The sequence below is a fragment of the Streptomyces sp. PH9007 genome, assembly GCF_059813725.1.
Map to the genome: position 1 here is coordinate 4,966,420 of NZ_CM187440.1, position 18,383 is coordinate 4,984,802.

At 74.3% G+C, this 18,383-nt stretch carries 12 protein-coding genes; 5 read left to right on the forward strand and 7 right to left on the reverse strand.

What is annotated here, in order from left to right; translation table 11 throughout:
- Window positions 1-4 precede the first annotated feature (4 nt).
- From ACTFAP_RS23035 to ACTFAP_RS23045, 3 genes are read right to left on the reverse strand one after another with little or no spacing between them, the layout of a single operon-like run.
- Window positions 5-1,372, reverse strand: a complete 1,368-nt coding sequence (locus ACTFAP_RS23035; protein ID WP_500467294.1) for an SWIM zinc finger family protein — start codon at window positions 1,370-1,372, stop codon at window positions 5-7.
- Window positions 1,373-1,429: 57 nt separating this feature from the next.
- The gene (locus ACTFAP_RS23040) at window positions 1,430-2,122 is read right to left on the reverse strand and encodes a glycerophosphodiester phosphodiesterase family protein (protein ID WP_495682170.1); all 693 of its coding nucleotides are present in this window, start codon (window positions 2,120-2,122) and stop codon (window positions 1,430-1,432) included.
- Window positions 2,119-3,177, reverse strand: coding sequence for an adenosine deaminase (locus tag ACTFAP_RS23045; protein ID WP_436978449.1), 1,059 nt, complete (start codon window positions 3,175-3,177; stop codon window positions 2,119-2,121). Before ACTFAP_RS23045 ends, ACTFAP_RS23040 begins: the two co-directional genes overlap by 4 nt.
- 62 nt (window positions 3,178-3,239) lie before the next feature.
- Here ACTFAP_RS23045 and ACTFAP_RS23050 point away from each other — a divergent pair, with 62 nt between their 5' ends.
- Complete coding sequence (locus tag ACTFAP_RS23050; protein ID WP_500467295.1) at window positions 3,240-4,274, forward strand: hypothetical protein; 1,035 nt, start codon at window positions 3,240-3,242, stop codon at window positions 4,272-4,274.
- Between the two features lie 204 nt (window positions 4,275-4,478).
- A complete protein-coding gene (locus tag ACTFAP_RS23055) occupies window positions 4,479-4,916 on the forward strand; it encodes a bifunctional DNA primase/polymerase (protein ID WP_390123900.1) in 438 nt (145 codons plus the stop codon).
- A gap of 221 nt (window positions 4,917-5,137) precedes the next feature.
- Here the strand turns inward: ACTFAP_RS23055 and gabT are convergent, their stop codons facing one another.
- Window positions 5,138-6,496 (reverse strand): 4-aminobutyrate--2-oxoglutarate transaminase, encoded by a 1,359-nt coding sequence (gene gabT / locus ACTFAP_RS23060; RefSeq protein ID WP_495682172.1) that lies wholly within the window; start codon window positions 6,494-6,496, stop codon window positions 5,138-5,140.
- Window positions 6,497-6,748: 252 nt separating this feature from the next.
- Between gabT and ACTFAP_RS23065 the strand changes: the two genes are divergently transcribed.
- Window positions 6,749-9,121: a type IV secretory system conjugative DNA transfer family protein gene (locus tag ACTFAP_RS23065; RefSeq protein WP_495682173.1), complete on the forward strand. Its 2,373-nt coding sequence runs from the start codon at window positions 6,749-6,751 to the stop codon at window positions 9,119-9,121.
- A gap of 351 nt (window positions 9,122-9,472) precedes the next feature.
- A complete protein-coding gene (locus ACTFAP_RS23070) occupies window positions 9,473-11,056 on the forward strand; it encodes a PucR family transcriptional regulator (RefSeq protein ID WP_390123797.1) in 1,584 nt (527 codons plus the stop codon).
- Between the two features lie 103 nt (window positions 11,057-11,159).
- Here ACTFAP_RS23070 and ACTFAP_RS23075 read toward each other — a convergent pair whose 3' ends face one another.
- Window positions 11,160-12,527, reverse strand: a complete 1,368-nt coding sequence (locus ACTFAP_RS23075; RefSeq protein WP_495682174.1) for a M14 family zinc carboxypeptidase — start codon at window positions 12,525-12,527, stop codon at window positions 11,160-11,162.
- 218 nt (window positions 12,528-12,745) lie between these two features.
- Here ACTFAP_RS23075 and ACTFAP_RS23080 point away from each other — a divergent pair, with 218 nt between their 5' ends.
- Window positions 12,746-14,200, forward strand: coding sequence for an aldehyde dehydrogenase family protein (locus ACTFAP_RS23080; protein WP_500467296.1), 1,455 nt, complete (start codon window positions 12,746-12,748; stop codon window positions 14,198-14,200).
- Window positions 14,201-14,275: 75 nt separating this feature from the next.
- Here ACTFAP_RS23080 and ACTFAP_RS23085 read toward each other — a convergent pair whose 3' ends face one another.
- Window positions 14,276-15,340, reverse strand: a complete 1,065-nt coding sequence (locus tag ACTFAP_RS23085) for a TRM11 family SAM-dependent methyltransferase (RefSeq protein WP_500467297.1) — start codon at window positions 15,338-15,340, stop codon at window positions 14,276-14,278.
- Between the two features lie 26 nt (window positions 15,341-15,366).
- Window positions 15,367-18,246: a glycoside hydrolase family 3 C-terminal domain-containing protein gene (locus ACTFAP_RS23090; protein ID WP_500467298.1), complete on the reverse strand. Its 2,880-nt coding sequence runs from the start codon at window positions 18,244-18,246 to the stop codon at window positions 15,367-15,369.
- Window positions 18,247-18,383: the final 137 nt, after the last annotated feature.

Consider the following 18,383-nt stretch of genomic DNA (forward strand, 5'->3'; position numbering starts at 1 on the left):
GCTCTCAGTCGTTCCCGCCACCGCGCCCGCGCCGCGCCCTCAGCTCCGCCGCCAGCGCGTGCTTGCACTTGCCCCGCGTCCCCCGGTACCGCGACCACCAGGGGCAGGTGCAGCCCAGCGCCGCGCCCTGCGGGGACAGCCGCACCCGGTGGACGTGGTCCGGCACGGCGATGGTCGCCGTGTCGCCGCCCTCCGCGAGCCGCACCACGTCGTCCGCGAGCAGCGCCCGCGCCCCGCGCAGCCGAGGGTTCAGCCGCTCCGCGCCCGCCGCGTCGTACGGCAGCTCGCGGTGGAAGTACGCGGCCTCCGCCACGTCGTAGCCGACCCGGCCGGCCGTTCCCAGCTGTCCCAGCGCCGCCTTCACCCGGGGCAGTGGCAGCCCGGACAGCCGCGCCAGCTCCCCGGTGTCCACGGCGGGTTCGAAGTCCACCAGCGCGCCGATCAGCTCGGCGTCCGCCTCGACCTCGTCCGCCGCGAGCGCGTCGAGGACCGCGCCCTCCCCGCTGAAACCGCGCGTGACCTCGGGGGAGAGCGTCAGCACCAGCCGCATGCCGGGCAGCTCCAGTTCCCAGGCCGAGGCCACCGGGAGCGACCCCGCCCCCACCGGCGGGCCGTACACCCGCAGCGCCCGCGCGAAGCGCAGCAGCGGCGTCAGCACCTCGAGGCGCCGCGCCCCGGCCAGCGCCACCGCGCCCGGCACCGGCCGCGCCGAGCGGCGCAGCGTCCGTCCGGCGGGCACCATCCACAGCACCTCCGTGCCGGCCGGCAAGGACCGCAGCAGCCGTACCGCCTCCGCCGCCGGCAGTTCGGCCCGCAGGTCGAACGGCGCGGAGATCACCTGGAGTTCGGCGAACCCCCGCAGCCACCGCTCCGGCAGGGGCACCTTCTTCTCCACCACCGCGCCGTCGGCCGTGGTCACCGTCAGCTCGTCGGCGCCGACGGACAGCCGCAGCGGGTCCTCGCCGCGCACCCGGGCCAGTGCCTCGCGCAGCGGGTCGTTCACATCGACGTTGGTGGTGCCGCGGTCCAGGACCTCGCCGTCCAGCCCGCCGGGCAGCACGTCCAGCCGGGCGTGCACCCCGCAGCACGCCGAGAACGACTCGAAGCGCAGCCGCTCCCCGTCGCAGGTCACCACCGGGTCGCGCAGCGCGTCCAGAGATGGCCGGAAGTAGCGGGTACGTGCCACTGCGGCGACCGCCAGCAGGCCACGTGCCGCCGCCTCGGGACGGGTCAGCTTTCCGCTGAAGAACCGCGGATGCGGCTGTGGCCCGCGCGAGGTTGTCCCGCCCGAGGTCGCCAGCCCGACCCGGCGGCCGGGGGCATCGACCACCGAGGGCCGCAGATACCGATAGGAATGAGTCATCGCCACCATGCCCCGAACCGTAGGGCCAGGCACTGACAATCCGGCCCGGGGCAACGGTGGTTCGGCTCAGTGACCGGACAACGGCCCGATGACGCGGCGCAGTTCGGTGACGCGGTTGCTCGTGATGGCGTCCACGCCCATCGCCAGCAGGCGGCGCATGGCGCGCGGCGAGTCCACCGTCCAGGCCATCACCCGCAGCCCCCGCGCGTGGGCCCGCTCCACCAGCGCGTGGTCCAGCAGACCGAAGCGGTACGTCAGCCAGGCGGGGCGCAGGTCGTGCAGCACGGCGGGGCGGGGCGGGCCCGTGCGCTTCCAGGTGAGGCCGATCTCCGCCGCCTCGTCCGCCGCCCGCACCGCCTTGAGCGCGGCCGGATCGCCGCAGTAGCCCACCCGCTCGCCCGCGCCGGCCTCGCGCACCGCCGCCACCGCCGCGCGGGCCGGCGCCGCGTCGCGCATCGGCAGATCGATCAGGGTGCGCACCGGCGCCGTCACCGCCAGGACCTCGGCGAGCGTCGGGATGCCGCCGGCGGTCAGTTCCCGTACCTGCTGGGCCGTCAGCTCCGCGACGGGGCGGTCATGACCCCACAGCCGGTCCAGGGTCGCATCGTGCAGCACCACCGGCACGCCGTCGCGGGTCAGCCTGACGTCCAGCTCCACCATGTCCGCGCCGGCGGCGATCGCGGACCGGAAGGAGGCGACGGTGTTCTCCCGGGCGCGGTACGGGTCGCCCCGGTGCGCCACCGCCAGAACCGTGCTCATGCGGGCCACGCCGCCAGATGCGCGTCGATCTCCGCCGCCAGGGCGGCCTTGCCGGCCGGGTCGAGGAAGGAGGCGGTCACCGCGTTCTTCGCCAGCGCCGCCACCCCCGCCGCGTCCAGGCCCAGCAACTGCGCGGCGATCGCGTACTCCGTGCTCAGGTCGGTGCCGAACATCGGCGGGTCGTCGGAGTTGATGGTCACCGTGACCCCGGCGTCGATCAGCTGCGGAAGGGGGTGCTCCGCCATGGACGACACCGAGCGGGTGGCGACCTCGGAGGTGGGGCAGATCTCCAGCGGGATGCCGCGCTCCGCCAGGTGCGCCAGCAGGGCGGGGTCGTGGACGGCGTTGTTGCCGTGCCCGATGCGCTCCGCGCGCAGCTCGGTCAGCGCGTCCCAGACGGTCTGCGGCCCCGTGCTCTCCCCGGCGTGCGGGACGCTGTGCAGCCCGGCGGCGATGGCGCGGTCGAAGGCCGGCTTGAACAGCCCGCGCGGCCAGCCCTTCTCCGGGCCGCCCAGGCCGAAGGAGACCAGCCCGTCCGGCGGCAGTTCGGTCGCCAGCCGGGCGGTCTCCTCGGCGGCGGGCAGGCCCAGTTCGCCGGGGATGTCGAAGCACCAGCGCAGCACGACACCCAGGTCGCGCTCGGCGGCGACGCGGGCGTCCTCGATGGCCTCCATGTACGCGGGGGCAGGGATGTCACGGATCACGGAGGAGTAGGGCGTGAGCGTCAGCTCGGCGTAACGGATGTGCTGGGCGGCCATGTCCCGGGCGACCTCGTAGGTCAGCAGCCGGATGTCCTCGGCGTCCCGGATCAGGTCGACGACCGAGATGTACACCTCGATGAAGTGCGCGAAGTCCCGGAAGGTGAAGTACTCGGCGAGGAGCTCCGGATCCTTGGGGACCGAGGAGTCGGGATGCCGGGCCGCCAGCTCCGCGACAATACGCGGAGAGGCTGAGCCCACATGGTGAACATGCAGCTCAGCCTTGGGAAGCCGGGCGATGAAAGCGGTCAGGTCGGACAAGGGGGCCTCCGGTGCGGGCTGGTGGGGCCCGTTCATGGTAGGCAGGGGCCTCGCCGCGTGCGGCGGCCCATAGGGTATGGGGACTCAGGGGAGGAAGTGTGACCACGATGGAGGAGCCCGATCCGTTCCGGGTACCGGAGGAGAGCGGGCCCACGGGGCGGGGAACGGGCTGGGAGCCACCGGGCGGCGCGGCGCCGGTTCCCCCGCCCACGGCCGTGCCCGCCGCGCCGCCGCAGCCACCCGCGGCGGGCGTCGTACCGGACCCCGTACCCGTACTGTCCCCCGCTCCGGTGCCGGGCCCCGGGCCCGCCACCGGCGCCGTGCCCCTGCCGCGGCAACAGCCGTACGGGCCGCCGTCGTACGCCGTGAACGCGCCGTACGGGGCGCCCTACGCCATGATGCAGCCGGGCCCGCCGCGCAACGGTCTGGGCACCGCGTCGCTGGTCCTCGGGGTGATCGCCGCCGCCGTCTGCTGGACGTTCTACCTCAGCCCGCTGGCCGTGATCCTGGGCGTCCTGGCCCTGGTGCTCGGCGCGCTGGGTGCCGCCCGCGCACGCGGCGGCGGCGCCACCAACCGGGGCGCGGCGCTCGGCGGCCTGTGGACGGGAGCGGGCGCGGCGGTCATCGGTGCCGTGCTGTCCGCGCTGCTGGTCGGTCATCTGCTCCAGGTGATCGAGGTGGAGTCCGAGGCCGGCTCCGAACTGCTGGCCGGAGCCAGTGTGACGGTCCGGTTCGAGGACGGTCTGACCGTGACCATGCCCGAGCCGCAGCTTTCCGCCAGCGGGGCGATCGCCACCGTCGAGGTACGGCTGCGCAACGAGGGCAGCGACGCCGCGGACCTGGGCGGCGCCGAGCTGTACGTCCTGGTCGGTGAGCGCGAACTGCCCGGCCGTGACGTACGGCTGGAGACCCCGCTTCCCGGCAGCCTGGATCCGGGCCAGAGCTGGACCGCCCGGTACACCGTCACCGTGCCCTCCGGCGCGGGCGAGTTCGGGGTGGACTACGCCCCGGGCCGGGACTACGCGTTCGGCTACTGGCGGCTGCCGCTGCCCGGCGGCGCCGGCGAGGAGAGCGGCGACGGCGAGCGGGACCGTGACCGTGACCGGGACGACGAGGACACCGCCGACGTCTGACCGCGCCTCACCCCGCCCCCGCTCACGCCGCGTACCGAACTCTTCGGGCGATGTGACGCACAGCACGCGAAAACCCGGCGAAACGGTGTAAGGATCCACCTACTCGCCGCTCTCACCCGGTGATCCGCACGGCCCCCGCCCGGGGGCCCCGGAGCATCAGGGAGGAGAGCACAAGTGAGCGGCACAGTCGGGGTGAGGTCCGCGATGCGCTGGCTGGCATCGGCGGCACCCGATCCAAGGGCCTGCCGGTGGGAATGGGAGCGCCACCCGCTGGGGGTGGCGCTGCTCCCGGCCGGCCGGTTATGGGATCTGCTGATCCTCGACGGCGGGCTGGGGCACCCCACGCTGGAGGTGCTCACCGGGCTGCTGGGCCGCCCGGGCCCGGTGCTCGCGGACCACGGGGACACCAGGATCGGCTTCTTCGTGCCGCCGGGCACCGCCGACCGCTGGCTGGGCACCGGGGTACGTGCCGCCGGGCGCGGCAGCTGGGTCGCCGTCCCGCACCCGGGCCGTACCGGTCACGGGGTGCGCTGGCTGGTGCTGCCGGACGGATCGGGGACGCTGAACGACCCGGCGGTCCTGGAACTGGCGATGCACGAGGCGGCGGCTTCCAGGGCGCGCCGCCCGGCGGGGAACGGTTGACCGGCCGCACGCCCCGGGGGGTGTGGGGCGGGCGGAACCGGTCCCAAGAAGGCGGGAGTCGATGGCTCGCCACCGCTGTGAACGGTACGACAGCGGCGGCGGCCACACGCCCCGCGCCGCCGGATCCGCATCACATCCACCCAGCTTCTTCATCACGCGAAGCCGGGCCGCACACCCCCCGCCCTCTCCCGCCCTGTCCGGCGCGGCGGCCGGGCACCGCGTCACTGCTCCGCGAGGGCGCCCTCCAGGATGTCCAGGCCCTCGTTCAGCAGGTCCTCGCCGATGACCAGCGGCGGCAGGAAGCGCATCACATTGCCGTAGGTGCCGGTGGTCAGTACCAGCAGCCCCGCACGGTGGCAGGCCGCCGCCACCGCCGCGGTGGCCTGCGGCGCGGGCTCCTTGGTGCCCGGGCGGACCAGTTCGATGGCCAGCATCGCGCCCCGCCCCCGTACCTCGCCGATCAGATCGAACCGCTCGGCCAGCGCGCGCAGCCGGGGTTTCATGATCTCCTCGATGCGCCGCGCCCGGGCCGGCAGATCCATCTCCCGCATGGTCTCGATGGCGCCGAGCGCCGCGGCGCAGGCGACCGGGTTGCCGCCGTAGGTGCCGCCCAGCCCGCCGGTGTGCGCGGCGTCCATCAACTCGGCGCGGCCGGTGACCGCAGCCAGCGGCAGCCCGCCGGCGATGCCCTTGGCGGTGGTGATCAGATCGGGCACCAGGCCCTCGTCCTCGCTGGCGAACCACTGTCCGGTGCGGCAGAACCCGGACTGGATCTCATCGGCGATGAAGACGATGCCGTGCTCCTTCGCGAAGCCGGCCATGCGCGGCAGGAAGCCCTTCGCGGGCTCGATGAAGCCGCCCTCGCCCTGCAGCGGTTCGATGAGGATCGCCGCGACGTTCTCCGGGCCGATGTCCTTGCTGATGAGGTCAATGGCCTGGGCGGCGGCCTCCTCGGCGCAGTTCTCGGGGCCGGTCAGCCAGCGGTACGGGTAGGCCACCGGCACCCGGTAGATCTCCGGCGCGAACGGCCCGAAGCCCTGCTTGTAGGGCATGTTCTTGGCGGTGAGCGCCATGGTGAGGTTGGTGCGGCCGTGGTAGCCGTGCTCGAAGACCACCACCGCCTGCCGCTTGGTGGCGTACCGGGCGATCTTGACGGCGTTCTCCACCGCCTCCGCCCCGGAGTTGAACAGCGCGGACTTCTTCGGGTGATCCCCGGGGGTGACCCGGGCCAGCTCCTCGCACACCTCCACATAGCCCTCGTACGGGGTGACCATCGCGCAGGTGTGGGTGAACCGGGTCAGCTGCTCGGTGGCCCGGCGCACCACGGCCTCCGCGCTGTTGCCCACCGAGGTGACCGCGATGCCGGAGCCGAAGTCGATCAGGGCGTTGCCGTCGACGTCCTCCACGATGGCCCCGCCGGCCCGCCGCACGAACACCGGGAGCACGGTGCCCACGCCGTTGGCGACCGCGGCCTGCTTGCGGGCCAGCAGTTCCCGGGACAGCGGCCCGGGAATCTCGGTGACGACGCGCCGTTCCTGGCGCAGGGCGGGGCCGCCGGACAGTTCGGTCAAGCTGCTCATGTGCGCACTCCTCGGTACGAAGGGGCTGCTTTTCTCGCTCTGCTGTGCAGGCTAGGGCCAGCCGCCAGGGCCTGGCATGCACCGCCACGTAGCAGTTGCCCCGACCACTTGGCCGTGATGGACAGCGGGGCCCGGGGCGGGGGCCGGGGCGCGGATCCGCCGTGCGGACGGCGTTCCCGGCGATCAGCGTGCTCGATTAGATTGATGGCGACGCACAGTCAGCCATCCGGCCGGTCAGGGGGCTTGGGAGAGATGAGTACGGACGGCACCGGGCGGGCGGCGGGAGGCGACGTACGGCGTACCCCCGCCGTGCCGCCGCACGGCGCCCCGCCGCGGCCCCGCCAGGCGCCCGAGGCCGAACCGGCCGCCCCGCCGCTGGTGCGCTGGGTGCGCACCCCGCGGCCGGCCGCCGGGGCCGGCATCTGGCGCCTGGGCCATGTGCCCAAGCCGCCGCAGGACCCGAACCGGCTCGGCGACCGCGAACTGCACGGCACCGCGCTGCTGGCGCTGCTCGCCGGATGGCTGGTGTGGTCGCTGTACGACAACCGCTATCTGCGCGCGGTCGACTGGCCGCTGGACTGGGCGGGCGCCGCCTCCTGGGGCCCGAGCACCGGCGGGATCAGCGTCATCCACACCTACCAGGTGCTGTTCGTGTGCCTGCTGGCCTACGTGTTCGGCCGGCTCGGCCACGCCCCCGCGCTGTGGCGGCGGCACCGGCCGGCCCTGCTGCGGCTGCTGGGGCTGCCCGCGGGCACCGAGCCGCTGGAGCGCGCGGTGGTCCTGCGCGCGACGGCCGCCGCGGTCGCCGCGTACGTGGTGTGGACGCTCAGCTTCCGCGGCGTGTGGACGTTCTGGCTCGAGCCGCTGTACGCGGTGGTGCCCGACTCCTGGTGGGAGGACGGCGACAGCACGGCGTACACCGTCGCGTACAACGTCCACTACGCGCTCTACGCGCTGCTGCTGGCGCTGCTCCTGGGCCGGGCCGGCGGCTGGGGCGCGATCGCGCGGCGGTACCGCCCGGCGTGGCTGGGCGGGGACGGCGCCGTGACGCGGGGGGAGCGCGAGCGGGAGCGGCTGGCGGAGTGGTCCGAACTGCGCGAGGCCGGCGCGGTGCCCGCCGCGGACCGGCTGGCCGAGGAGATGCGCTCGGGCGCCATGAGCGACCTGGACTACGCCCGCATCGAGCACGCCTGGCAGGCGGTGCGCGCCCGGCCCACCGCCCTGGAACAGTTCACCCGCTCCGCGCTCGACGACGGGGCCGGCGCGTTCGTCCACCCCTCCGGCAGCCGTGACCTGACGGTGCGTACGGCCCAGCACGATCTGCTGACCCGGCAGGTGCGCATCGGCCGCGCCGTGGACGAGGAACGCAACCCGTACGAGCAGCGCGGCGAGGAGATCGCCCTGGACCCCGCCGTTCTGGGGACCTCGCTCCTGGCGGTGGGGCCGCCGGGCTCCGGGAAGACCGGGCGGGTGATCCGGCCGGTCACCGAGGCGCTGTGCCTGCACGCGCTCACCGGGCAGGCCGCGGTGGTGGCGGTCGGCACGGCGCGCAGCGCGCTGGGGCCCGACGACGCCTTCGACATCATCGTGCGGGTCGGCGACGTCCGCTCCACCCATGTGCTCGACCCGTACGGCGGGGCCGCCGACACCGACGAGGCCGCGGCGCTGCTGGCGGAGGCGCTGATCGGCGGCAGCGAGACCGAGCCGCGTACGGCCGCCGCGGCGCTGGCCCAGCTGATCGGCCCCTTCCAGGCGGCGTACGGACACTTCCCCGGCATACCGGAGCTGCGCGCCATGCTCGACGGGGCCCCGGCCCTGCTGGCCACGCTGCGCGAGGACCTGGGGCTGGCCGGCGCGTGGGACCAGCAGCGCGAACTGGACGCCCGGGCCCGGCAGGCGCAGCGGCCCGACGACATCGGGCCCCGGCTGGCCGACCAGCTGGCGCTGCTGGACCGGGCCGGTTTCTCGCAGGGTGAGGCGGAGCGCCGCACGCGGCCGTTCTCACTCAGCTCGCTGGAACACCCGCTGCGGGTACGGATCGATCTGCCGGCCACCGGGCACGCGGAGGCGGGGCGGGTGATCACACGGCTGCTGCTGGCGCAGTTCACGGCGGCGGTCACCGCGCGGCCGGACCGTACGCTGTTCGCCGCCCTGGTCCTGGACGACGCGACGGCCGCGATCACCCCCGGCACGGTGCGCGGGCTGACCCATCTGCGCCCGGCGAACGCGGGCGCGGTGCTCTCGCTGCGCACCCTGGACGATGTGCCCGCCGCGCTGCGCAGCGGGCTGCTGGGCGCGGTGGGCTGCCGGATGGCGTTCTCCGGGATCACCACGTGGGACGCGGAACACTTCGCGCGGGCGTGGGGCACGGCGTGGACGGAGGACCGCGATGTCACCAGTACCCCGGACCGCACCGGCGGTGTGGTGCGGCGGTTCACGCGCGGGGTGCGCAAGCTGTTCACGGGGCGGGACGCGACCACGGAGTCGGTGACGGTGCGGCGGGTGGAGCGGGAACGCTGGTCGGCCTCCGAGCTGGCGCACCGCGTGCCGCCGCGGCACGCGGTGCTGTCGCTGACCACGGTGGCGGGGGAGTCCGGGCCGCCGGTGCTGGTGCGGCTGGGCTGAGCGCGCCGCCGGAGCGCGCCGCCGCCAGGAGCGGTGGTGCGGCGGGGGCGGGGCGGTCCGCGGCGGAGCGGGTGCGACGTCCCGGGGGTGGTGCCCGTGGCGGGGGCGGTGCTTGTGCTGCCTCGCCCGGTGCCGCGCGGCGATGCCGGGGTCCGGATCAGTGCCTTTGCGCCCGGCGTGGCCGGCGGCGGCCCGCCCGGACCGGTGCCCCGGCGGCCCGCGCGGGTCCGTCCGTTCGGGAGCCCCGATGGGGATGGCCGAAGGTATCCCTGGCGCATATGACAAGCGCTGTACCGTGATGTCGGCGCGTGTCGTTCCCCCGGTCATCCAGATGGTCTCCCAAGGTGGTCCATGTACCCGACGCTTTCCTCACTCGTTCAGCACACGGCGCTCAAATTGGGCGTGCTCACGGGGGAGGACCGGCTGGATGTCCCGGTCCGCTGGGCGCACGCCAGCGAGCTGGCCGATCCGGTGCCCTATCTCGACGGCGGCGAGCTGCTGCTGACCACCGGGCTGAAACTCGACATCGACGACGCGGCGAAGATGACGGAGTACGTCCGCCGGCTGAGCGCCGCCGGGGTGGTGGGCCTGGGCTTCGGCGTCGGGGTGCACCACCCGGCGGTCACCCCGCAGCTGCTGGCGGCCGTGCAGGAGGTACGGATGCCGCTGCTTGAGGTGCCGCGGCGTACCCCCTTCATCGCGATCGGCAAGTTCGTCTCCGCCGCCATCGCCGCCGAGCAGTACCGGTCGGTCGGCGCCGGCTTCGCCGCGCAGCGGGAGCTGACCCGCGCGGCGCTGGCCCCAGGCGGGCGCCAGGCGCTGCTCGACCGGCTCGCCGCGCAGCTGGACGGCTGGGTCGCGCTGTACGACGTGGCGGGCGCCGTCACCGCCGTCGCCCCGGCGTGGGCCGCGCGCCGCGCCGCCCGGATGACGCCGGAGGTGATCCGGCTGCGCGACCGCCCGGCCCCGGCCAGCGCGGTGTGCTCCTGCGCGCCCGAGGCCGGCCCGGACGCCACGGGCGGCGGGGCGGGGGAGGACCGGGTGGAATTGCAGTCGGTGGGTTCGGGGCGCAGCGCGCGGGCGGTGCTCGCGGTCGGCACCGCCGCGCCGCCGGGCACCGCGGAGCGCTACGCGGTGCAGTCCGCGGTCGCGGTGCTGACGCTGGTCACCGAGCGGTCCCAGGCGTACCAGGCGGCCGAGGCGCGGCTGGGCGGCGCGGTGCTGCGGATGCTGCTCAGCGGCGAGCCGGACCACGCCCGGGCGGTGGCCGGCGATCTGTATGGGGGCTTGCTGGACGCCCCGCTGCGGCTGCTGGCCGCCGAGACGGGCGGGGAGCCGGAGGCGCTGACCGAGCTGGGCGCGGCCATCGAGGCCGCCGCAGCCCGGGCGGGGGAGGCCGTGCTGGCGCTGGCGGACGGCCAGCAGCTGGTGGTGCTGGCGGCGGACGGCGGGGCCGCGGTCGCGGCGGGGGCGGCGTTCGCCCGTACCGAGCAGCCGCCGGCGGCCCCGGGGCCCGCCGTGATTCTCGGGCTGTCGGCGCCGACCGGCCCCGCCACCGTGGACACCGCCTACCAGCAGGCCAGGGCGGCCCTGGTGGTGGCGCGGCGGCGCGGTCGCCCGCTGGTGGAGCACGACGACGTGGCGGCCGGCTCCGTCATGCCGCTGCTGGCGGACGACGCCGTGCGGGCCTTCGCCGAGGGGCGGCTGCGCGCGCTGCGGGCTCATGACGCGCAGGGCCGCGGTGATCTGGTCGCCTCGCTGCGGGCCTGGCTGTCCCGGCACGGTCAGTGGGACGCGGCGGCCGGCGATCTGGGCGTGCACCGGCACACGCTGCGCTACCGGATGCGCCGGGTGGAGGAGATTCTGGACCGCTCGCTGGACGATCCGGATGTCCGGATGGAGCTGTGGCTGGCGCTGAAGGCCACCGGCGCCTGAGCCGGTACGGACGGGGTCCCGGCCTCCCCCGAGGGAAGCCGGGACCCATCAGATCCGGTCAGAATTTGCCAGTGGACGATCGTTACTGATCATCCCTGATCGGTCACGAGCAGTACTGGGACTCCTTGCCGATCGAGCGGTACATGCAGTCCGCGTTCTCCAGCAGGATCAGCACGGCCTCCCGGTTGCGGGCGGTCTCCCGGTCGATCACGCTGCCCGGCGGGTAGAAGCCACCGCCGCTCGCACCGCGCGGATACATCTCGAACGTGTACGAGAAGATCCCCTGGTTCGCCCAGAGCCAGTCGTTGATGGATCCGTCGGTGATGTACAGATCGCTGGACTGCTGCGCCGTGTACCCGTTGCTCGCGGCCATCTCGCGCCCGACCGCGACGAAGGCGTCCCGGTCGTCCGCCGTCAGCCCCGCCGCGGTGTCCGCGTAGGTGTAGCCGTAGGGCCACAGGATCAGCTCGCCGTAGGTGTGGAAGTCGATGTGCGCGGTGATCTGCTGCTCGCCGCCGACCACCCGGCTGCGGACGAAGTCGGCGACCACCCTGGTCTCCGGCCCCGACTCGGGCGCCGCGCCCCGGTAGGTCGCGCTGCTCGTGCTGCCCGAGGAGCCGCCGCAGCAGCCCCACATGTGGTTCCAGTTGCGGTTGAGGTCGGTGCCGATCGCGCTGGAACCGGCGTTGGGCTGGCGGTTCTTGCGCCAGGAACGGAACGCGCCGGACTCTGTGTCGTAGTGCTTGCCGTCCGGGTTGACCGACGGGATCAGCCAGATCTCCCGGGTGTCCAGCAGCTCGGTGACGCGGGCGTCGCGCCCGTACTGGGAGGTCAGTTCGTCCAGCGTGTAGAGCGCCATCTCGACGGTGAGATGTTCGCGTGCGTGCTGGTTGTGGGTGAACAGGATCTCCGGCTCGTCCTCGTCGACGGCCACGTTGGCGCTCACCTTGACGGCGACGATGTCGCGTCCCTCGTGGCTGCGGCCGATCACCCGGCTGCTGACCAGGCCGGGATGACGGGCCACGGTGTCGTTGATGGCCGCCGTCATCGACGCGTAGGTGTGGTAGTCGGACGGCGCGGCGGCCTGGAAGTCGGCGCCCTCGTCGGTGTCGGCGAGCGGGGTCAGGTCGTAGCCGAGCTTCCGCAGCCGATCCGCCTCGCCGGCGTCGGCGGTGATCAGCACCGAACTGTGCAGCACCTCGTCGATGGCCGTGCCGGTGCCGGCCAGCGCCGTACGGTCCTGGGCCGTGCGCAGTCCGGTCACCTCGTACTGCCGGATCTGCTGAAGGGCCGGATCCGCCGAGCCGGCCGGGTCGGGTGTCGCGGCCGGGCCGGGTACGGCGGTGGCCTGGGCGCCGAGGGTGAGCGCCAGTGCCAGGGACAGGACGGCGGCGCCGGCCGCACCGTACCTGCGGGTCCGCCGGGTGCGGCGGGTGGTGCGTGGTTCCTGTGGTGCACGCGATGTGCGCATCGCAGCTCCTGGGTTCTCCAGTGCGACGGGTGGGGGCGGCGCCATGGTCCCGAACATGGCATGCTCCGGTCAATAACGCCTTTCCGGTCCCACCCGGCCAAGGCGTAAGAATGGAAACAGCCACCCCTACGCGGCGTACAAGTAAGCAGGAGTGCCCGAACCCCTACGGTGGAGCCCGGACACCCAATTCCACCCCTTTCGGAAGGGCGGGACCCGCGATGACGACAGCGACTGCCACCCAGGCGTTCTGGCTGGCCGGGCAGCAGGCCACCGGCACGGACACCCTGGAGGTGACCTCCCCCTGGGACGGCCGGCATCTGGCGACGGTGAGCGTGCCCACGCACGAACAGACCGAGGCGGCCGTGGCCGCCGCAGCCGCCGTGGCCGCCGAGTTCGCCGCCACCCCCGCGCATGTACGCGCCGCCGCGCTCGACCACGTCGGCGCCCGGCTCGCCGAACGCGCCGAGGAGATCGCCCAGCTCATCAGCGCGGAGAACGGCAAGCCCATCAAGTGGGCCAGGACCGAGGTCGCCCGCTGCCGCTCCGTCTTCCGCTGGGCCGCGGACGAGGCGCGCCGCTTCAACGGCGGCACCGGCCAGCGACTGGACGCCGACGCCGGCGGCGAGGGCCGGCTCGCGCTCACCCGCCGCATCCCCTACGGCCCGGTGCTCGGCATCGCGCCCTTCAACTTCCCGCTGAACCTGTGCGCCCACAAGGTCGCCCCCGCCATCGCCGCCGGCGCGCCGATCATCCTCAAGCCCGCCCCCGCCACGCCGCTCTCCGGGCTGCTGCTGGGCGAACTGCTGGCCGAGACCGACCTGCCCGCCGGAGCCTTCAGCGTGCTGCCGGTGCCGAACGACGCCATGCCCGACCTGGTGCGCGACGAGCGGCTGCCGATCATCTCCTTCACCGGCTCCGCGCCGGTCGGCTGGTCCATCCGCGACTCCGTGCCGCGCAAGCGCGTCACCCTGGAACTGGGCGGCAACGGCGCGGCCATCGTCCTGGGCGACTACTCCTCCGACGCCGACCTGGACTGGGCCGCCCAGCGCATCGCCACCTTCTCCAACTACCAGGGCGGCCAGTCCTGCATCTCCGTGCAGCGCGTCGTCGTCGACGCCACCCTGCACGACCGGCTGCTCCCGAGGCTGATCGACGCCGTACGGAACCTGGTCACCGGCGACCCGGCGGACGACGCCACCGACGTCGGTCCGCTCGTCAGCGAGGACGCCGCCCGCCGCGTGGAGTCCTGGGTCGAGCAGGCCAAGGACGCCGGCGCCACCGTCCTCACCGGCGGCACCCGGGACGGCGCCAGCTACGCGCCCACCGTGCTCGCCGACGTCCCCGGCGACACCCTGGTGAGCCACGAGGAGATCTTCGGCCCCGTCATGACCGTCACCACCGTCGAGAACGAGGAAGCCGCCTACGCCGCCGCCAACGACTCGCGGTACGGCCTCCAGGCGGGCCTGTTCACCCACGATCTGCGCGCCGCCTTCCGCGCCCACCGGGCCCTGCAGGTCGGCGGCGTGATCGTCGGCGACGTGCCGTCCTACCGCGCCGACCAGATGCCCTACGGCGGCGTCAAGGACTCCGGAGTCGGCCGCGAGGGCGTGCGGTACGCCATGGAGGACTACACCTACGAGCGGGTGATGGTGCTCACCGGCATCGAGCTGTAGCGGAACGGCCCGGCGCCGGAACGCCCCCCGCCGTCCACGGCGCGGGGCGTTCCGGCACTCAGGCTCGGCTGCTGCTCAGGCCGTTTTCCGCGCCACGATCAGATCCCGGGTGATGGCCTGATCCACCCGGTGCTCGAAGCCCCGGTACGGCTCCGTGTCCCGCACCTCGAAGCCCGCGTCCGCCAGCACCTCCGCCAGCTCCGCGCGGGAGGCGCCATAGATGTTCCACGAGATGCCGATGGCGCCGCCGGTGCGCAGCAGCCGCGCCCACACCGGCACCGCCTCGCTCAGCAGCGGCAGCGGGGAACGGGTCAGCCCGCCACCCTCGCCACGGGTCCTGCTGCCGTACCGCACCCCGTACGGCGCGTCCGTCACGATCAGGTCGAACGAGCCGGGCCTGAAGAACTGATCACTGGCCACGGTGTCCGCCTGCACCACGGTCAGCCCGATCGACTGCCCCTTCTTGTACAGCTCCTTGTTCTCGCCGATCTCCACCGACAGCCGCCGCCCCAGCGTCCGCTTGTCCCGGCGCACCTGCCCGCTCTCCGCGCGGTGCTTGAGGCGGCCGGCCTTCAGCCAGTGCCGCAGAAAGGTCTCGTACGCCTCGACGCTGCGCGCGTCCTGCTCGACCCCGGCGGAGTCCAGGCCGTACATGAGCGCCTGGTTGAGCGTGGTGCCCCGCCCGCACAGCGGGTCGAGCACCCGCAGCCCGCCGCTGAGCAGCCGCTGTGGGGCGTCGCACGCCATCGCCGTCACATTCAGCAGCAGCTTGGTGAAGTCCTCGTTGGTCTTCCCCGGGTACTTCTGGATGGTGATCAGATCACTGGGAAACCGGTCAAGACGCTCCACCGGCACCGGGCGCAGCGCCGGAGCGTCCGGCTCCCCCTCGATCAGGAACAGCGCGTACAGGGAGGACAGGTTCGCCACGTGGCGCAGCTGCCCGGCGGTCAGCTCCGGCGCGCGGAACGTCACGTACGGCACCCCGCCCAGTTCGGCCGCGGCCACTTCCCGCACGGCGCCATCCAGCACCGCGTCGCTGAGGACCAGCAGCTCGGCGCGCGCCAGGTCGGCGGCGCCGGCGGCGTACAGCCGGTTGTGGGAGGGCAGCAGCAGGAAACCGTAGGTGTGCATCGCGTTCATCGCGCCGGAGTCTAGCCGCCGCGGCGTCAGCCGAATTCCAGCCGGTCCACCCGCACCCCGGCGCCCACGGTCAGCTCCAGGTCGGCCACCCCGTCCGGCGGGACGGGCAGCTCGCCGCGCACCGTGGTGTACGTGTAACGGTCGCCCGTCGAGGGCACCGCGAGCGTCAGCTCCGCGCCGCCGGCCCCCGGAACCCGCAGCGAGAGAACGCCCTCGCCCGGCTCCTGGCGTGCCACCCGCACCGCGACGACGGCCGGGCCGCCGCCCGTACCGACATCGCAGCGCCGGAACAGCAGCCGGCCGGGCTCGCCGCCCGCAGCAGTCACCGCGTCGCCCGCCGAACGGGAGAGATCGACGATCTCCACGCCGTCCGCCTCGTCGAAGTCCGCCGCCGCGAGACCCGCCGCCCGCACCGGGCGCGGCGGCACCGGCTCACCGTCCAGCGTCAGATGGGTGCGTTCCCTGATGTCCCGGCTGGAGGAGCCGATGTGCAGCTCGTAGCCGCCCGGCTCCACCGTCCACCGCCCGTGCGCCACGTCCCAGAAGCCCAGCGCCTCCGCCAGCGGCACCTCGAACGTCAGCCGCCGCGCCTCGCCCGGCGCCAGCGCCACCCGCCGGTGGGCGACCAGCGCCCGGTGCGGACGGGGCACGCTCGGCGCGGTGGCCACGGCGTACACCTGCACCACTTCCTCGCCGGCCACCGTGCCGGTGTTCCGGACGGCCACCTCGGCGGTCAGCGTCTCGCCGTCCTGCCGCACCGACGCGTCCGCGTAGCCGAAGGACGTGTACGAGAGCCCGTGGCCGAACGGATACAGCGGCGTGCCGTCGTAGTAGAGATACGTGGCGCGCGAGCCGATCAGGTCGTAGTCCAGCAGCCCCGGCAGCTCGGCGTCCGCCCCGTACCAGGTCTGCGGCAGCCGCCCCGCGGGGGAGACGTCGCCCAGCAGCACCCGGGCCAGCGCCGTACCCGCCGCCTGCCCGCCGTGCGCCGTCCACAGCAGCGCGGGCAGCGCGGCGTCGGCGGCGTCGACCGCGTAGGGGTAGGAGGAGGAGAGCACCAGCACGGTGCGCTCGTTGGCGGCGTGCGCCGCCCGCCACAGCGCCTCCTGCTGCGGGGGCAGCGCGAGCGAGGGCCGGTCCTCGGTTTCGCGGCCGTTCAGATGCGGGTCGTTGCCCGCCACCACGACCACCACGTCGGCGTCCGCCGCCGCCCGGGCCACCTCGTCCACGCCGCGCCGCACCGTCTCCACGGTGAACACCGCGCCCTCGCCGGCGTCCTGCGCGACACTCAGCCCGCCCGGGGTCACCGCGACCAGCCGCCCGGTGCCGCGGTGCCGCAGCACCTGCCCGTCGGCGTGCGGCTCCAGGGTGAACGCCTCCTGGATCACCCAGCCACCGGGCTGCGCCGCCGACGCCCGCAGCAGTCCGTCCTCGGCGACCGACACGTACAGCCCGTCGGCGGCGCGCAGCGTCAGCACGCCCTCGCCCCAGTCGATCAGGTCCAGCACGGACCCCTGCTCGGGGTCGGAGCCGGCCGTCACCGTCAGCGGCGCCAGGTCGGTGCGCCCCGCGATCAGCGCCGGGTCCAGCGCCCCGGCCGCCGCCCGGTCGCCGACCGCGACCTCCGGGTCGGCTGCGGGTACGCTCACCCAGCCCTCCGCCGTACGCAGCCGGATCCGGTCGGTGCCCTCCGCGAAGGTCACCGAGCCCACCGCAGGGTGCTCCCGCAGCCCGTCCAGCGGGCTCACCGCGCGCAGCAGCGTCCCGCTGTACCAGTCGAGCTTCACCTCGTCCGCCAGCAGGCCGACCACGGCGATCCGCAGCCCCGGACGCAGCGGCAGCAGCCCGTCGTTCTTCAGCAGGACGACGGCCTGCTCGGCGGCCTCCCGCGCCAGCTCCCGGTGCTCGGGGGTGTCGAACGCCGCCTCCGCCGCGAACGGGTCGAGTTCGGGGTCGAAGTCGCCCAGCCGGAACCGCATGTCCAGCAGACGGCGCGCCGCCTCGTCGATGTCGTCCTGGCCGATCAGCCCGCGCTCCAGCGCGGCGCTCAGCCGCTCCACCGTCGGAGCGGAGTCCTCGCCGTGGTCGGTGAAGCTGTCCACCCCGGCGCGCAGCGCGGCGGCCAGGCCTTCCTCGTGGCTGGGGTAGTACGCCTCGGAACCGGCGATGTTGCTGGGCGCGCCGGCGTCCGAGCAGACCACCAGCGGCTGCTCGCTCCAGGTGCGCAGGTGCTCCGCCAGCAGCGGGGAGAGGTGGTTGGGACGGCCGTTGACGAGGTTGTACGCGGGCATCACCCCGGCCACCGAGCCGGCCCGCACCGGGCCGCGGAAGGCGGGCAGCTCGTACTCGTGCAGCACCCGCGCCCGCACCGAGGTGGAGGCGGTGTCCCGGTCGACCTCGTGGTTGTGCGCCAGCCAGTGCTTGAGCACCGGCGCGGTACGCCAGTACACGGGGTGCTCGCCGCGCAGCCCGCGGGTGTACGCGACGGCGATGGCCGAGGTCAGGTGCGGGTCCTCCGCGTACCCCTCCTCGTTACGGCCCCACAACGGGTGGCGCAGCAGGTTGACGGTGGGGGACCAGACGTTGAGCCCGACCCGGTCGTCGTGCGCCCGCATGGCCCGCACCTCACGGCCCACCGCCTCGCCGACGCGCCGCACCAGGTCCGGGTTCCAGGTGGCGCCGAGCCCGACCGCCTGCGGGAAGACCGTGGCCGGTCCCATCCAGGCGACGCCGTGCAGGGCTTCCTGACCGGTGCGGAAGGCCGGGACCGCCAGTCGTTCGACGGCGGGGGCGTACTGATGGAGCATCGCGAGCCGCTCGGCCGGGTTCAGCCGGTCCAGCAGATCGGTGACCCGTTCCGCGACGCTCAGCTGGGGGTTGCGGAAGGCCGGCTGATGGGCTGTCACAGGTGATTCCCTTGGGGACGGCGGTATCGGGGCGGCGCCACGGGCCGATACGGTAACGCGGTAACGGGGCGGCTCTCCCACACGTTCGAAGCGCTTCGATGCTGTGTTTCCGACAGGTCTCCTGTCAAGACACGGCT

Coding starts and splice junctions, on each gene's coding strand:
- ACTFAP_RS23035 (WP_500467294.1), bottom strand. CDS start 1,372: ATGGTGGCGATGACTCATTCCTATCGGTATCTGCGGCCCTCGGTGGTC.
- ACTFAP_RS23075 (WP_495682174.1), bottom strand. CDS start 12,527: ATGCGCACATCGCGTGCACCACAGGAACCACGCACCACCCGCCGCACC.
- ACTFAP_RS23065 (WP_495682173.1), top strand. CDS start 6,749: ATGAGTACGGACGGCACCGGGCGGGCGGCGGGAGGCGACGTACGGCGT.
- ACTFAP_RS23045 (WP_436978449.1), bottom strand. CDS start 3,177: ATGAACGGGCCCCACCAGCCCGCACCGGAGGCCCCCTTGTCCGACCTG.
- ACTFAP_RS23040 (WP_495682170.1), bottom strand. CDS start 2,122: ATGAGCACGGTTCTGGCGGTGGCGCACCGGGGCGACCCGTACCGCGCC.
- ACTFAP_RS23080 (WP_500467296.1), top strand. CDS start 12,746: ATGACGACAGCGACTGCCACCCAGGCGTTCTGGCTGGCCGGGCAGCAG.
- ACTFAP_RS23055 (WP_390123900.1), top strand. CDS start 4,479: ATGCGCTGGCTGGCATCGGCGGCACCCGATCCAAGGGCCTGCCGGTGG.
- ACTFAP_RS23070 (WP_390123797.1), top strand. CDS start 9,473: ATGTACCCGACGCTTTCCTCACTCGTTCAGCACACGGCGCTCAAATTG.
- gabT (WP_495682172.1), bottom strand. CDS start 6,496: ATGAGCAGCTTGACCGAACTGTCCGGCGGCCCCGCCCTGCGCCAGGAA.
- ACTFAP_RS23085 (WP_500467297.1), bottom strand. CDS start 15,340: ATGAACGCGATGCACACCTACGGTTTCCTGCTGCTGCCCTCCCACAAC.